The organism is Streptomyces sp. Mut1, from assembly GCF_030719295.1.
Taxonomy (GTDB): Bacteria; Actinomycetota; Actinomycetes; order Streptomycetales; family Streptomycetaceae; genus Streptomyces; species Streptomyces castrisilvae.
This window is the reverse complement of the sequence record NZ_CP120997.1, coordinates 473151-489274: the sequence shown is the minus strand read 5'-3', so window position 1 is coordinate 489274 and position 16124 is coordinate 473151. Positions and strand designations below refer to the sequence as shown.

Genomic DNA, 16124 nt, shown 5'->3' with positions numbered 1-16124 from the left:
GATGACGACCCTGCGGGACACCGAGACCGTACGGGACCTGTCCGACCCGGAGCTGTACCGCAGCGGCGACCCCGAAGCCGTATGGGCGCTGCTGCGCGGCCGTACACCGGTCCGCTGGACCGAGCGGGAGCACGCACCCGGCTACTGGTCGGTGACCAGCCACGCGCTCGTGTCACAGGTCCTGAGGAACGCCGGCGCGTACAGCTCGGAGAAGGGCATGCGGCTCGACGCCGACCCGGCGGCCACGGCGGCCAGCGCGGGCAAGATGCTCATCGTCACCGACCCGCCCCGGCACGGGGCGATCCGGCGGATCATCAACTCCAGCTTCACCCCCGCCATGGTGCGGCGGCTGACCGACACCATGCGGGCCACCGCACGCGCCGTCGTCGCCGAGGCCGTCGAGGCGGGGGAGTGCGATCTCGTCGACGTGGCGTCCCGGCTGCCGCTGTCCGTCATCTGCGACATGCTCGGCGTGCCGAAGGCGGACTGGAACCACATGCTCACGCTGACCCGCACCGCCTTCGGCACCAGCGAGGCCGAGAGCGACCCCCTGCGGCGCAGCGAGGCCCACACCGAGATCCTGGTGTACTACTCCGAGCTGATCGGGCGGCGCCGCAGGGACCCGGGCGAGGACATCGTCTCCGCCCTGGTCAACGGCAGCATCGACGGCAGGCCGCTGACCGACAGCGAGGTCTACCTCAACTGCGACGGCCTCATCTCCGGCGGCAACGAGACCACCCGGCACGCCACGGTCGGCGGCATCCTCGCCCTGATGGCCCACCCCGCCGAGTTCGACCGGCTCCGCGCCCGTCCGGAACTCGTCGACAGCGCGGTGGAGGAGATCCTCCGCTTCACCAGCCCCGCCCTGCACGTCCTGCGCACCGCCACCCGTGACACCGAACTGGGCGGCCGGCACATCCGCGAGGGCGACCGGCTCGCCCTGTGGCTGCCCTCGGCCAACCGCGACGAGCAGGTCTTCCCCGACAGCGCCCGCTTCGACGCCGGCCGCACGCCCAACCGGCACCTGGCCTTCGCCGCCGGCACCCACTTCTGCCTCGGCGCGGCCCTCGCCGGACAGGAACTGCGGCTCCTGTTCGAGGAGATCGTCCGCGGCGTGCGCCACGTCGAGCCCGCCGGCCCGGTCCGCCGGCTGCGCTCCAACCTCGTCTGGGGATACGAGTCCGTACCCGTGCGCCTGGAAGGGAAGCAATGACCGACATCGCCCCGCCGGCAGCCCGCACCGACCGGCTGTCCGCGGCCAAGCGCGCGCTGCTCCAGCGCCGGCTGGCCGGCGGCCGCAGCCGGGCCGACGCGAACGTGCCCGCCATCGCCCCGGTGGACCCGGAGCTGCCCGTACCGCTCTCGCCCGCGCAGCGCGGTCTGTGGATCCAGGACCGCTACCTGGAGGGCAGCGCCCTCTACAGCGCCAACGAGGCCATGTGGCTGCGCGGCCCGCTCGATGTCCCGGCCCTGCGCCGCGCCCTGGACCGCCTCGTGGAACGGCACGCGGCGCTGCGGACCGTCTTCCCCGGCACCTCCGAGCCCTGCCAGGAGGTCCTCCCCGGACTGCCGGGCGTCCTGAAGCACCTCACCCCGGCCGGCACGGACCGCGCCGCGCGCCTGGAACACGCCCGGGAGCTGGCCCGCCGGGAGGTGGCTACCCCGTTCGACCTGGCCGCCGGGCCCCTGTTCAGGGTCCTGCTGGTCACCGTCGCCGCGGACGAGCACCTGCTCGTGCTCAACATGCACCACATCGTCACCGACGGCTGGTCCTTCGACATCCTGGCCCGCGACCTCGCCGCGTACTACCGCGCCGCACTCGAACACCGCGAAGCGGACCTGCCCGAACCGCGCGCCGACTACCGCGGTTTCAGCGCCTGGCAGCACACGAGGCAGGACCCGGCCCGGCTCGACGCGCAACTGGAGTACTGGCGCACCGCCCTCCAGGACGTCGCGCCCGTCCTCGAACTGCCCACCGACCGGCCCCGGCCACCGCGCCAGTCCTACCGGGGCGACGCGGTCACCGGGCACCTCGCACCGGAGACCGCCGACGCCGTCCGCGCCCTGGCGGCCGACCGGGGCACCACCGTCTTCGCCACCCTGCTGGCCGCCTTCCAGGTCCTGCTGCACCGCTACACCGGCCGGCCGAAGTTCGCGGTGGGGACGCTCCTGCACGGCCGCGGCCACGCCGCCCCCGGCGAACTGGACGATGTGGTCGGCCTGTTCGCCTCCACGGCCGCCCTGCCCGCCGACCTCGGCGACCGCCCGCGGTTCGACACACTCCTGGCCCGCACCCGCTGCACCGTCATCGAGGCCATCGCCCACCAGGACGTGCCCTTCGACCGGGTCGTCGAGGCGCTGGCACCCCCGCGCGACCTCAGCCGCAACCCCCTCTTCCAGACGCTCTACCAGCACCTGGAACCCGGCGAGAAGCCGTGGACCCTGACCGGTCTCACCGTGGAACCCGCCCCCCTGGGCACCGCCACGTCCAAGGTCGACCTCGGCCTGTTCACCACGGACCTGGGCGCCCCGGGCATGCGCGTCGACCTGGTCTTCGCGACGGACCTCTTCGACGCCGCCACCGTCCAGCGCGTCCTGGACCACTTCCTGCACCTGGTGGGCAGCGTCGTCGCCGACCCGCACGCCCCCGTCGACACACTGGACATCCTGCCCGCCGACGAGACCCACCGCATCCTGCGGGAGTGGAACGCGACGGACGCCCCCTACCCCACCGACCGGTGCCTGCACGAACTCTTCGAGGAGCGGGCCGCCCGCACCCCCGAAGCGACCGCCGTCGTCACTCCGGACGGCACAACCGTCAGCTACGCCCGGCTCGACGCGCGCGCCAACCAGGTCGCCCACCAACTGCGTGAACTGGGCGTGCGCCCGGACGTGTTCGTCGGACTCTGCGTCCGGCACAGCGTGGAGATGTTCGCCGGCATCCTGGGCATTCTCAAGGCGGGCGGGGCCTACGTCCCCCTCGACCCCGACCACCCCGCCGACCGCCTGGCCTACGTCCTTGAGGACACCGCGGCGCCCGTCGTCCTGACCCAGGAAGCCCTCCGCGACCGGGTGCCCGCGACGGCCGCCCGGGTCGTCCTCCTCGACGACGGCGGCCACACCCGCTACCCGGAGCACTCCCCGGGACGCACGGCCCTGCCCGGAGACCTCGTCTACGCCATCTACACCTCCGGCTCCACCGGCCGTCCCAAGGGCGTCCTCATCACCCACCGGGGGCTGAACAACTACCTGGTCTGGGCGGTGGACGGATACGGCCTCGACGGCGCGTCCGGGGCGCCGATGCTCGGCTCCATCGCCTTCGACCTGTCCGTGCCCAACTTCCTGCTGCCCTTCATCGGCGGACGCGACGTGACCCTCCTCCCGGAGGACCGCAGCCTCGAAGGGCTCTCCGAACTCCTACTGAGGCCCGGCGACTTCAGCCTGCTGAAGATCACCCCCGCCCACCTCGACGTGCTGCGCGCCCACCTCGACGGCGAGCACCGCGCCGAGGAACCCGTCACCTCGGTGCGGACCTTCGTCGTCGGCGCGGACGAGGTGAAACCGGAGACGGCGGCCGCCTGGCGGCGCATCGCCCCCGGCGCCCGGGTGATCAACGAGTACGGCCCCACCGAGACGGTCGTCGGCTGCTCGGTCTACGAGATCCCGGCCGACGGCGCCCCGCGAACGGTCGTTCCCATCGGCCGGCCGATCGCCAACACGCGCATGTACGTCCTGGACGGCCATCTGAACCCCGTACCGCCCGGCGTGATCGGCGAGCTGTACATCGGGGGCGACGGCGTCGCCCGCGGCTATCTGAACCGCCCCGCGCTCACCGCGGAGAAGTTCCTCCCCGACCCGTACAGCCCGGTTCCCGGCGCCCGCTTCTACCGGACCGGCGACCGGGCACGCTACCGGCCCGACGGCAACCTGGAGTTCCTCGGCCGCATCGACCACCAGGTCAAGATCCGTGGCTACCGGATCGAGCCGGGCGAGGTCGAGACGGCCCTGCTGCTGCACCCGTCGGTCGCCGAGGCCGTCGTCGCCGTCCGGGAGGACACCCCGGGCGACCGCCGCCTCGTCGGCTACGCGGTGCCGGCCGGGCGGGACCGGCCCGAACCGGCAGCCCTGCGGGACTTCCTGCGCCGGTCCCTGCCCGAATACCTGGTGCCGGCCGTCATCGTGATCCTCGGTGAACTGCCGCTGAGCACGGGCGGCAAGGTCGACCGCCGGCTCCTGCCCCCGCCCTCCGCCCTCCGCGACGAGGCCGGCCCGCCCGCCGTGGCGCCCAAGGAGGGCCCCGAACGCGTGCTCGCCGGCATCTGGGCCGAAGTGCTCGACCTGGACCGGGTCGGCGCGCACGACAACTTCTTCGACGCGGGCGGTGACTCGCTCCTGGCCCTGCGGGTGGTCGCACGGGCCAGGGAAGCCGGCCTCGCCCTGCGGCCCAGAACCGTCTTCGAGTGCCAGACCCTCTCCGAGCTCGCCGCTGCCGCCACCCCCTGCGACCCGGCCGGGCCCCTGTCCGGCATGGCGGAACAGACCGGGGACGTGGCCTTCACCCCGCTGCAACGCTGGTTCACCGAAGCACCCCTCGACCACGCCGCCCACGTGGCCACCGAACTCGTCGAACTCGACTGGACCCCGGGTGCGGCGGACCTGGAAGCCCTGCTGCACCGGCTCACCGACCACCACGAGGCCCTGCGGCTGCGGCTCGACCACGACCGGGCCGGCCGCCCCCGCCTGCGTACGGTGGCCCGCGAAGAGGCGGCACTCCTGCGCGAGTACGACCTCACCGGCACGGACGCCGCCCGGTGGCCCGAGGAGACGCGCCGCACCGCCGAGGAACTCGTCGCGGACATCGACACGGCCCGCGGCCCCCTGCTGCGGGCAGCGCTGCTGCGTACCGCAACCGGCACCGACCGGCTCCTCCTGGCCGTCCACCACCTGGCCACCGACGGGGTGTCCTGGCGCATCCTCATGGACGACCTGTCCCGGGGCTGGCAGCGCCTGCGCGACCACGCACCGGACGAGCCGCCCGCCCCCGCGGTCCCCGTCTCCGCCTGGAGCAGGGCCCTCGCCGGGCTCGCGGCCTCGGACACCGTCGCCGCGGAGGCGGAGTTCTGGGAACGGCAGAGTTCCGGCCGCGCCCTTCGGACCGATGTCTCCCTGGGCCCGAACAGTGCCGCGTCGGCCCGGACCGTCACCCATCGCCTCCCGCCCGAGCGGACCGGAACCCTGCTGGCGCGGGCGAGCCGGGGCGAGGGCACCGTGGCACGGCAACTCCTCGCCGCGCTCGCCCTGGCGGTGGCGGAGGAGGGGACGGGCGACGACGTCCTGGTCGAGGTCAGCGGACACGGCAGGGACGGCGGACCCACCGGCCTCGACCTCTCCCGCACGGTGGGCTGGCTCGCCGTACGCCACCCGCTGAGCCTCACCGTCCCGCCGCGAGCGCAGGACCCGGGCGCCCGGCGCGCGGCCCTGGTCGCCCAGGCGGCCCGGGTGCCCGGCGACGGACTCGGCTACGGGCTGCTGCGCCACCTCGGCCCCGACGCCGCCGTCCGCGAACGGCTGGCCCGCGCGCCCCGGCCGCAGATCGCCTTCAACCACCTGGGGCACTACCGCTCCGAGAGCGGATCGGCACCCGGCTGGCGCTGGCTGACGGACACCCCCGGGCTCACGGCGGCCGACGAGGAACGGGCCCACCTGCTGGAACTCGTCAGCGCCGTGGTGGACGGGGAACTGCGGCTGAACTGGACGTACTCGGCCAACCGGCACCGCGAGTCCACCGTCCGGCGAATCGCCCGCGCCCACCTGCGGCACCTCTTCGACTGACCGCACGGGACAAGGAAGCGTCATGGACACGGACACCGCCGGAGCACGGCACACGGTGCTCGCCATCGAATTCACCGGACTGCCCGAGGAGCAGAAGCTCGACCGCCTCACCAAGGACGTGGACTGCCTGCGCCTGGACCCCCTGACCGTGGACCGCACCGGCTCGCCGGGCCTCCCGGAGCTGGCGGCCCGGGTACGGGACGGGCTCACGAACGGGCCGCCCGCGTTCGTGCTGGCTTACTGCACGGCGGCCCCGCTGGCCCTGCACCTGGCCGAGGCGTGCCGGCAGCGGTTCGGGACGGTGCCCCACGCCGTCCTGTTCGACCCGGATCCCGGCTCGGCGTCCTATCTGCGCACGGAGTTCGCCGTGCTCTGCGGGAACCTCGGCGCCGATCCGGGCGCGGCGCTTGAGCGGGCGGCCGGTCTGGACGGCGCCGCCCTGACCGCGGCGCTCCAGGCGGAACTGCTCGCGCTCGAAGGCGGACTGGTCCGGACATACGGCGGCGACCAGGACGCCGAGGACCTCGTCGCGCACCTGCTCGCCCGCTACGCCGTCTGGCTGGCCTTCCTCGCCGCCGGGCCCGCCGCGGGCCCGGCGCCGGCCGAAGGCCCGGTCACGGTGATCACCGGCAGACCCGCCGTCGACCTTGCCGCGCTGGTGACCGACCCCTCCCGGGTGACCGTCCACCACTGCGACACGCGCGGCGGGCCGCTGCTGCACAGCGAGGCGGCGGACACCACCCTGCGCGCCCTCGAAGGGTTCCAGTGACGGGAAGAGGGGGCCGCCCGCCGGCGGCCCCCTCTTCGTCCGCGGTACGGCTCAGCGCGCGGCCGCCGTGCAGTGGGCGGCCAGACGGGCCACCGTGGGGCACTCGAAGACGGCCGAGGGGTCGACGCGCAGCCCCTGTGCCCGCAGCTTCTTGACGACCGTCATGGCCAGCAGCGACGTCCCGCCGAGGGTGAAGAAGTCCTCGTCGGCGCCGATGTGCGTGAGCCCCAGCACCGAGGCCCAGACGTCCGCGAGCTGTTTCTCCGCCGGAGAACGGGGCAGCCGGCCCACCGGAGTCCGGCCGCCGAGCCGCTCCTCGGCCAGAGCGGAAAGACCGGCCCGGTCGAGCTTGCCGTTGCGGGTCAGCGGGAAGCCGTCCACCCGGAGGAAGAGGTTGGGAACCTGGTGGGCGGGAAGCAGCCGGGCGGCATGCGCCCTGACCGCCTCCGGATCACCGTCCCCGTCCGCGACGTAGCAGCACAGCAGCTGGTCGGGCGGGGTGCCGCGTACGAGCACGGCGGCGTCGCGCACCTGCGGACAGCTCTTGGCGGCGCCCTCCACCTCCTCCAGCTCGATCCGGAAGCCGCGGATCTTCACCTGGCTGTCCACCCGCCCCTGGAACTCCAGCATCCGGCCCCCGGCCGGTACGCCGACGAGACGGGCCAGATCCCCGGACCGGTACACGCGCTCCACCCCACCGCCGGGCAGGGCCAGTTCGGTGAACGCGGCCCCGGTGGCGGCGGCCGACTGGTAGCGCTGCGCCAGACCGTCCCCGGCGATCAGCAGCTCGCCCGTCACGCCCGGCGCGCACAGGGCACCCTCGCCGTCGACCACGTACAGCCGGTAGTTGGGCAGGGGCACTCCGATCGGGATCTGCCCGGAGTCCGCCGCCGGGTCCACCACGACCTCCGTGGCGTTGATGGTGGCCTCCGTCGGCCCGTAGATGTTGTTGAGCAGCGCGGGGGTGCGCATGATCCGGTGCCAGTGGCGGGTGTGGTGGTAGTGCAGGGTCTCGCCGCCGATGATGATCCAGCGCAGGTCGGGCAGTTCGCGCAGACCGGGCTCCTGGTCCGCGGCCTCCCTCAGGTGGTGCCAGTGCGCGGTGACCACGTCCAGGTGGGTGATCCGCTCCCGGCGCAGCCATCCGAGCATCGTGAACGGGTCCTGCGCCCCGTCGGCCGGCAGCGGCAGCAGACAGGCGCCGGTCACCCAGGCGGGGAAGATCTGCTGGACCGAGGGGTCGAAGGTGAGCGGCGCGTTCTGGCAGAGCCGGTCCGCGGCCAGCACCTCGTGCCGGGAGACGAACCAGTGCACGAAGTTCAGCAGGCTGTGCTCACCGATGCGCACGCCCTTGGGCCGGCCGGTCGTGCCGGAGGTGTAGATGATGTAGCAGGTGCGGTCGGGGTCGTACGGGACGGCCGGGCGGTCGGGCGGGACGGTCCCCGGGCGCGGCACCCCCGCCCACCGCCCGTCGCCGGGGCCCCCGGCGTCCAGGACCACCCTGACCGCGACCTCGTCGGGCAGCCACTCCAGCAGACCCAGCTCGTCCGACACGGCGAGCACCGCGGCGGCCTCCGCGTCCCGGACGATGAACTCCAGCCGTGACACGGGGTCGTGGGCATCGACGGGCACGTAACCGCACCCGGCCTTCAGCGCGGCGAGCATGCCCACGTACGGGTGCACGGTCCGGCCGCCGGTGACCGCGACGATGGAGCCGGGCTCCACTCCCGACCGCCCGAGGAGACCGGCGACCCGCTCCGCGCGCTCGTCCAGTTCGCGGTAGGTCAGCTCCACGCCGGCGGCGCACACGGCCGGCCGGTCGGGGTGGGCTGCGGCGGCCGCGGCGATCCAGGCGACGAGACCGCCCTCGAAGGGGAACCTGCGGTCCGTGCGGTTGAACTCCGACCAGGCGGCCCAGGAAGCGGCGGGGTCGGTGGACAGGGCGGTGGTCATCGGGAGCGGCCTCCTCGGGACGGCACGGTGAGGGACGCGTCGCCGAGCACCCGGGCCACCCGGTCCAGGCCCTCGGTGAGTTCACCCGCGTCGCCGCCGAACCCGATCCGCATCCGGTCCGGCCGGCCGAAGCACCGGCCGGGGACGACCAGGACACCGTGCTCCCGCAGCAGAGACTCGCAGGCCTCCGTGACGTCGGGGACCGAGGGGAACCGGGGGAACGCGGAGACGCCGCCCACGGGGGGCGGGCAGCCGACCAGGCCGGGGTGGCGGGCCGCCCACTCCAGCAGCGTCGTACGGTTCCGCCGTGCGAGTTCCAGGCGGGGCAGCAGCACACGGTCGGCGTCCCGCAGCACCCGCAGGGCGAGCAGTTCGTTCAGCGGTGACGTGGAGATCGTCGTGTAGTCCCGGATGCGGACCATCTCGGCCAGCAGCCGGGGCTCGGCGACACACCAGCCGACCCGTATCCCCGGCAGGCCGTACGCCTTGGAGAGCGTGCCCGTCGAGACGACCCGGTCCGTCGGGAGCCCGTCGGCCTCGCCCGGCGCGGCGACCGGCGGGCCGTCGTCGTACACCAGCTCACCGAAGGCGGCGTCCCAGAAGAGGTGGCAGTCGTACCGGGCCAGCAGGCCGGCCAGCCGCCGCCTTCCCGCCGCGTCCAGGCACGCGCCGGTGGGATTGTGCGGGAAGTTGACCACCACGGCCCGGGTGCGGGGCGACAACTGCCGCTCCAGCAGATCGAGATCGGGACGGAAGTCGTCCTCCGCCCGCAGCTCCCACACCCGCAGCCGCGCACCACAGGCCCTGGCCACCGCGGACAGGGCGTGGTAGACGGGATCGAGGACGACGACCTCGTCGCCCGGACGCAACAGCGCCGCCAGGGCGAGGAAGATCCCCTCCGTCGACCCGTGCGTGACCATCGTCCGGTCGGCGCGGCCCGGGGCGAAGCGCGCGGCGACCGCCTCGCGCAGCGGCTCGCAGCCCGTCGACGGACTGTCGCGGAAGATGACGTCGTCCAGCTCGGCCACGTCCACGCCGAGGAGTGCGCGCAGTTCGCCGAGCGTGTAGTTCAGGACGCCCGAGCTGGAGATGTCGACCGAGGCCGCGAAGTACCTCTCGCGCAGCCAGTCCTCCAGGGGGGCGGCGGCAATCTCACCGAGGCTCATGACTCAGCCGACCACCCTGCTGCTCGACGAAGGCCGCCCGTCCCGGGTGCGCCGCAGGTCGGTGACGACGTTGACCCGCTTCAGCCAGCGGTCCTTCCCGTCGAAGCCCGCCCGGAAGGGACGGCGGCCGTGGACGACGTTGCGGTTGTCGATGAAGCACACATCGCCCGCGCCGAGCACCACCTCGTACATGTTGGCGTCCAGCTGCGCGATCAGTGCCTCCATGGCCCGGACCGCCTCGGGATCGTCCTCGTCGGCCACGGTGAAGTCCCGGTCGATCCGCAGGACCGGTGCCTCCCCCGGCCCGCTCAGCAGCGCCACCCTCTCCCGGTCCGGCCCGGTGCCGACGGCGGCGCTGTGCGACGGGTCGGGATGGATGACGAAACGCTTCTGCGCCAGGACGCGCACGATGTCCCGCGGCAGCGACGCCGGATCGGCGCACGAGAGGGTCGTCGGAATGTCGCCCCGGTCCCGCAGGCAGAACAGCCCGACGTGGTCGGCCCTGCTCTCCGAGAACGCGTCCTCCGTGTGCCACCCCAGCTCCCGTTCGCTGCTGGCGCTCACCAGGCTGTGCTCCAGCCCGCGCGCCGGCAGCACATCGGTGACGACCCTGCCGTCCTGCTGGGTGCCCCAGCCGATCGGATCGCCGAGCAGGGCCGCGTACAGCACGAGCAGGAAGCCGTACGGGCCGCTGGCCTCGGTGTCCGCCTCGTGCCAGAACGCCGGCGTGGGCTCCAGCCACGGTTCGATGGTGTTGCCGGACAGGATGAAGGCGTGCTTGCGGTCGTCGAGCCGCGCGGCGTTGGCCGCCCGGCGCACCGAGGACGGCAGGTCGTGCGCAAGCACCGGGGCGTCGGCGAGGAATCCCTCGTCGTGCGCGCTGCCGTAGGCGGCCGCGCAGCTCTTGGCCAGGGCGAATGCCTTGTCCGCCGCGGCGGCGGACAGCCGGTGGCGCACGAGGCGCCCCGGCCCGGACCAGGGCACGGGCGGCCCGCCCGATGGTGTCGAGTCCTCCGTGTCACGTTGATCAAAGACATCGACATGGCTCACCATCTGGCAACTCCTCGGCTCGGCGACACAGGCGGGCTCAGCGTGGCCAGGGCGACTATCGATGTCCCTTCCGGCGCATATCGAACCGCCACCACGCCCGGGGGACGGAGCCGCCCGCGAAGCCCCTGGCAGACACGAAGCCCCCGGCCGTGCGCCCCGTCCGGGCACCTCTTTGGGTCCGGGACCGCGCGGGCATTAGGTTGACCCCGGAAAGGTCTCGGCAGCGGACTCGCGATGGGGGCGAGCATGACCATGCAAAAGGGAACCAATGTCCCAGTGGCGGCCCAGTCCGTGCGCGTCGAACTGGGGTGGCACACCGCCCCGGGGACGCCGGACGTGGACGCCTCCGCGCTCCTTCTCCTCAGCTCGGGAAAGGTGCGCGACGACGCGGACTTCGTCTTCTACAACCAGCCCGCCCATGCCTCCGGCGCGGTGCGCCACGAGGGCAAGCGCACCGAGGGCGGTGCGGCGACCGACACCCTGGCCGTCGACCTGGCCCGGGTGGAGCCCGCCGTCGACCGCGTGGTGCTGGCCGCTTCGGCGGACGGCGGCACGTTCGGCCGGGTGAGCGGACTGTACGTACGGCTCATGGACGCGTCCAACGGCGCCGAACTGGCGCGCTTCGACAGCTCCGACGCCACGATGGAGACGGCCTTCATCCTCGGCGAGCTCTACCGCCGCCAGGGCGCCTGGAAGTTCCGGGCCGTCGGCCAGGGCTACGACTCCGGACTCGAAGGGCTCGCCACGGACTTCGGGATCTCCGTCGACGAACCCCAGCAGCCCCGGGCCCCCCAGCAGCCGCAGCCGCCGCAGCCGGCCACGCGGGTCGCCGCCGCGCCGCCGCCCCCGCCGGCCCCCCAGCAGCCGCAGCCGACCCTCGCCGCCCCGATGGCCCCGCCCGTCCCGCCCGCGCCCCCGGCACCGCCCGCCCCGCAGCCCGTCCGGCTCACCAAGGTGACGCTCACGAAGGAAGCGCCGTCCGTCTCGCTCGCCAAGCAGGGCGGCACCTCGGGGGCCATGCGGGTCAATCTCAACTGGGAGACCCGCAAGCAGTTCAAGGGCTGGGGCAGCAAGCTCGGCCGGGCCGTCGCGAACCACGCCGACCTCGACCTGGACCTCTGCGCGCTCTACGAGCTGGCCGACGGGCGCAAGGGCGTCGTGCAGGCGCTCGGAAACGCCTTCGGCTCCCTCCACCAGCCGCCCTTCATCCACCTCGACGGCGACGACCGCACCGGCGCCGTCGACACCGGCGAGAACCTGACGATCAACCTCGACCACAAGGCCGGCATCCGCCGGATCCTGATCTTCGTCACCATCTACGAGGGGGCCCGGAGCTTCGCCGACCTGCACGCGACCGTCACCCTCCAGCCCCAGAACGGCGCGCCGATCGACTTCTCGCTGGACGAGTGCACGGTCCCGTCCACGGTCTGCGCCCTCGCGCTCCTCACCAACACGGGGGGCGACCTCACCGTGCAGCGCGAGGCCCGCTACCTGGTGCCGCAGCGCGGTGTCAGCCCGCAGCGCACCATCGACCAGGCCTACGGCTGGGGCATGAACTGGACCCCCGGCCGCAAGTGAGCCCGCGCGGGCGCCGGGGGACTCACTGATCCGGTGCGGCCTCGGGACGGGCGTACGTACGCCCCTTCCAGGCCGCGCCGCGGCCCCGGTAGTGCTGCACCGCCGAATCGACCGTCATCAGCAGGTACAGCAGCGCCGTGACCGGCAGCAGCGGGGCCAGCCACAGCGACTGCCGGTAGTACCCCAGCATCGGCATGTACGTCCCGGCCATCACGGCCCACGCCAGGCCGCCGGCCACCGCCGCCACCGGACCCGCCCCCAGCACCCCGGCGACCAGCGTCACGGGCGGCGCGAGATAGACCAGCGCGAGCCCGAGCACCGTACCGAGCAGCACCAGCGGATGGTGCCGCAGCTGGGCGTACGCGCTGCGCGAGACCATCCGCCACAGGTCGGTCAGGCGCGGGTAGGGGCGCACACTGTCCACCCGCTCCGCGAGCCCCAGCCAGATCCGGCCTCCCGCACGCCGTACCGCGCGGGCCAGCGCCACGTCGTCGATCACCGCCTGCCGGATCACATCCGGCACCCCGGCCCGCACCGCCGTCCGCGTCCGCAGCAGCACACAGCCGCCCGCCGCGGCCGCCGTCCGCCCCGTGGCCCGGTTGACCCACCGGAACGGATAGAGCTGGGAGAAGAAGTAGACGAAGGCCGGCACCACGAGCCGCTCCCAGACGCTCGCCACCCGCAGCCGCGCCATCTGCGAGACCAGGTCGAAGCCACCCGTCCCCGCGGCGGCCACCAGCTCCCGCAGACTGTCCGGCTCGTGCGCGATGTCCGCGTCCGTCAGCAGCAGGTACTCCGGGTCCCGGGCGCGCGCCAGCGCCATCCCGTGCCGTACGGCCCAGAGCTTGCCCGTCCAGCCCGGATCGGGCTCCCCCGGAGAGACCACCGTCACCGGAAGCCCCCCGTACCGCACGGACAGCGCGCGGGCGACGTCCCCGGTGCCGTCCTTGCTGCAGTCGTCGACCAGGAAGATCTCCGCGGTCCCCGGATAGTCCTGCGCCAGCAGCGACGGCAGGCTCACCGGCAGCATGGCCGCCTCGTCGCGGGCGGGCACGACAATGGCGACCGACGGCCAGCGCTCCGGGTCCGCGCGTCCCGGCAGCCGCTGGTCGGTGCGCCAGAAGAACCCCTGGCACAGCAGCAGCCACACCCATGCGGCAAGCGAACCCACGGCGATCCAGGCAACGGCGCTCATTGGCCGAAGTCTGCACCACTGAGCGGGGACCGCAAGGGCGGTCGACTATGGTGACCGGGTGAAGATCGCGCTCATGGACTCCGGAATCGGCCTGCTCGCCGCCGCCGCCGCGGTACGCCGGCTGCGTCCGGACGCCGATCTGGTGCTCTCGTCCGACCCGGACGGCATGCCCTGGGGGCCCCGCACACCCGAAGACGTGACGGCCCACGCGCTCGCGGTGGCCAGGTCCGCCGCCGCCCACCGGCCCGACGCGCTGATCGTCGCCTGCAACACCGCCTCCGTGCACGCGCTGGCGACGCTGCGCGCCGAACTGGAACCCGGGCTGCCGGTCATCGGCACCGTCCCCGCGATCAAGCCGGCCGCGGCGGGGGGCGGCTCCGTCGCGATCTGGGCCACCCCGGCGACCACCGGCAGCCCGTACCAGCGCCGGCTGATCCGCGACTTCGCCGGGTCCGCCGCCGTCACCGAGGTGCCCTGTCCGGGCCTGGCCGACGCCGTGGAGCACGCCGACGAGGCGGGGATCGACAAGGCACTCGCCGCCGCCGCCGCGCTCACCCCGCCCGATGTGCGGGCCGTCGTCCTGGGCTGCACCCACTACGAGCTGGTCGCCGAACGCATCCGCGAGGCCGTTCGCGGGCCCGGCCGCCCCCCGGTCGCCCTGCACGGCTCCGCCGGGGCCGTCGCCGCCCAGGCACTGCGCCGGATCGGGGCCGAACCCGCTCCGTCGGCCGAACCCTCCACCGCCATCGCGGTACTCCTCAGCGGACGTGTCGCCGAGCTGCCGCAGGCCGCGCTGACCTACTCCGAGGGGCGCGGGCTGGCCGCTGTCGGCTCCGTCCGCTGACCTCCGGCGACCCGGCCGGGACCTTCGGACCCCTTCCCGCGCGCACATTCTTCAGTACGCTGCTCGGCATGAGGGAGCACGCCGGAGAACCGAAGCACGCCGGAACCGGAACCCACACCGCGGTCTGGGTCGGCCGGGCCACCAACCGCACTCAGTGGGTTCTTGCGGCCCTGGGCGCCGCCTGCCTGGCCCTGGGCATCCAGCTCGCCGTCAGCTCCACCTGGACCTCCGGCATCGCCCCGCTGCTGATGTCGGTGATCGGCTGCGTGGCCGCGGGACTGCTCATGCTCTTCGGCACCCTCGCCTTCGTGAACGTGGACGTCCGCATCGACGGCGACGCGCTGGAGGTGCGCTGCGGCCACATGGGGCTGCCGCGCCGCCGCATCCTGCTCACCCATGTGGTGGCCGCCGACTTCGCGCCCCAGGTGACCCCCCGGCAGTGGGGCGGCTGGGGCTACCGCTGGCGGCCCGAGAAGGGCACCGCGGTGGTCGTGCGCCGGGGCGAGGGCCTGGTGCTGCGGCTCGGCGACGGCCGCACGTTCACCATCACGGTGGACGACGCCGAGGCGGGCGTCCGCTTCATCCGCGACCGCCTGCACCTGCCGTCCTCGGGTTTCCCGGCCGGGGCCTGACCTCCGGCCCGGGGTCCGATTCCGGGCCCGGGTCCGCGTCCGGGCCGCACGGCTCGCCCGCCCCGATCGGCCGCCTGGCCGACGCCAGCCCCGCCAGCAGCCCCGCCCCCGCCGTGACCGGCGTGAAGCTCAGCGCGTTGCCCACGCTCGCCAGCGCGGCCAGAGCCGTGAGCGCGGCGCCCGCCGTCAGGGCCACCGACGTGGTGCGCGGCGAGCGCCACAGTACGTACAGCAGCCAGCCGAACGCGGCGCCCAGCAGCACCACCCCCACCACGCCCTGCTCGGCGGCCTGCTGCCACGGGGCCGAGTGCGGCTTCCCGTCCGAACCGAGGCTCTGCTGCGCGGTCGGACTCAGCTCGGCGAAGCGGCCCGGCCCGATGCCCAGCGCGGGGTGCTGCCCGGCCAGCCGTGCGGCGTCCTGCCAGAGATCGACCCGGTTGCGGGTGAGCTGGCCCTCCAGGGAAACCGTGAGGCCGTCGGGCAGCGCCCCCTCGGCCACGGCCCACGAGGTCGCGACGATCAGCCCGGTGGCCAGCGCCAGACCGGTGAGACCGAGCAGCCGGCGCCGCGTCCTGGCGGCGGCCAGCGAGCACAGCAGCACGCCGAGCCCCGCAGCGAACCCGGCCACCGAGCCCAGCCCGAGCGCGGCACCCGCCGTCCCCAGGGCCAGCAGCCGCAGAGCGGCGCGCAGCGGACCGCGCCGGGAGGCGGCGGCCGCGCAGCAGGCGGCCCCCGTGGCGAGGACCAGCAGCGCGGCGGCGGCCCCGGTCTGTCCCGGCGCGATGTCCGCGGTGGCCGTCGCACCCGGCATGCCGTGCCGCCAGGCGAGCGCCATGAGCAGAGCGGCCAGCGCCGCGCCCGCCGCGGTCGCCACCGGCAGCAGCGTGCCGCAGATGCGCCCGCAGGCGAAGCCCGCCGCGACCGCGAGCAGGGCGAGCAGCACGCCCTCGGGCCTGGTCTCGCGCCCCGCCGCGCTGATCAGCGACCAGATCGCGCAGGTGGCGAGGATCAGGGCCCCGACGGCATCGGAAGCGGTGCCGCCCTCGGGCCCCCGCCCCGCTGATTCAGTCATCACGTCCGTCCCCCGGCCTGTGACCGTCCCGTA

11 protein-coding genes are annotated in these 16124 nt (G+C 74.2%); 6 read left to right on the top strand and 5 right to left on the bottom strand.

The window, feature by feature from the left end:
- The first annotated feature begins 1 nt into the window (after nucleotide 1).
- From P8A18_RS01870 to P8A18_RS01860, 3 genes are read left to right on the top strand one after another with little or no spacing between them, the layout of a single operon-like run.
- Nucleotides 2-1213, top strand: coding sequence for a cytochrome P450 (locus P8A18_RS01870; protein ID WP_306051130.1), 1212 nt, complete (start codon nucleotides 2-4; stop codon nucleotides 1211-1213).
- On the top strand, nucleotides 1210-5832 hold the full coding sequence (locus P8A18_RS01865) for a non-ribosomal peptide synthetase (RefSeq protein WP_306051128.1): 4623 nt from the start codon (nucleotides 1210-1212) through the stop codon (nucleotides 5830-5832). Before P8A18_RS01870 ends, P8A18_RS01865 begins: the two co-directional genes overlap by 4 nt.
- A gap of 22 nt (nucleotides 5833-5854) precedes the next feature.
- On the top strand, nucleotides 5855-6601 hold the full coding sequence (locus tag P8A18_RS01860; protein ID WP_306051126.1) for a hypothetical protein: 747 nt from the start codon (nucleotides 5855-5857) through the stop codon (nucleotides 6599-6601).
- A gap of 51 nt (nucleotides 6602-6652) precedes the next feature.
- Here the strand turns inward: P8A18_RS01860 and P8A18_RS01855 are convergent, their stop codons facing one another.
- Genes P8A18_RS01855 through P8A18_RS01845 form a run of 3 tightly spaced genes read right to left on the bottom strand, consistent with a single transcriptional unit; the run spans nucleotide 6653 to nucleotide 10773 of the window.
- Nucleotides 6653-8554: a non-ribosomal peptide synthetase gene (locus P8A18_RS01855; protein WP_306051123.1), complete on the bottom strand. Its 1902-nt coding sequence runs from the start codon at nucleotides 8552-8554 to the stop codon at nucleotides 6653-6655.
- On the bottom strand, nucleotides 8551-9720 hold the full coding sequence (gene vioD, locus P8A18_RS01850) for a capreomycidine synthase (RefSeq protein ID WP_306051121.1): 1170 nt from the start codon (nucleotides 9718-9720) through the stop codon (nucleotides 8551-8553). The genes P8A18_RS01855 and vioD overlap by 4 nt, the downstream gene beginning before the upstream one ends.
- Nucleotides 9721-9723: 3 nt before the next feature.
- Nucleotides 9724-10773 (bottom strand): TauD/TfdA family dioxygenase, encoded by a 1050-nt coding sequence (locus P8A18_RS01845; protein ID WP_306051120.1) that lies wholly within the window; start codon nucleotides 10771-10773, stop codon nucleotides 9724-9726.
- A 231-nt stretch (nucleotides 10774-11004) separates the two neighbouring features.
- Here P8A18_RS01845 and P8A18_RS01840 point away from each other — a divergent pair, with 231 nt between their 5' ends.
- Nucleotides 11005-12348, top strand: a complete 1344-nt coding sequence (locus tag P8A18_RS01840) for a TerD family protein (protein WP_306051117.1) — start codon at nucleotides 11005-11007, stop codon at nucleotides 12346-12348.
- A 22-nt stretch (nucleotides 12349-12370) separates the two neighbouring features.
- Here the strand turns inward: P8A18_RS01840 and P8A18_RS01835 are convergent, their stop codons facing one another.
- A complete protein-coding gene (locus P8A18_RS01835) occupies nucleotides 12371-13543 on the bottom strand; it encodes a glycosyltransferase (protein WP_306051116.1) in 1173 nt (390 codons plus the stop codon).
- A 58-nt stretch (nucleotides 13544-13601) separates the two neighbouring features.
- Between P8A18_RS01835 and P8A18_RS01830 the strand changes: the two genes are divergently transcribed.
- A complete protein-coding gene (locus P8A18_RS01830) occupies nucleotides 13602-14387 on the top strand; it encodes a glutamate racemase (RefSeq protein ID WP_306051115.1) in 786 nt (261 codons plus the stop codon).
- A gap of 68 nt (nucleotides 14388-14455) precedes the next feature.
- A complete protein-coding gene (locus P8A18_RS01825; protein WP_306051114.1) occupies nucleotides 14456-15019 on the top strand; it encodes a hypothetical protein in 564 nt (187 codons plus the stop codon).
- On the opposite strand, the gene P8A18_RS01820 is transcribed toward P8A18_RS01825, so the two are convergent.
- On the bottom strand, nucleotides 14967-16091 hold the full coding sequence (locus tag P8A18_RS01820; protein WP_306051110.1) for an O-antigen ligase family protein: 1125 nt from the start codon (nucleotides 16089-16091) through the stop codon (nucleotides 14967-14969). The genes P8A18_RS01825 and P8A18_RS01820 overlap by 53 nt on opposite strands.
- Nucleotides 16092-16124: the final 33 nt, after the last annotated feature.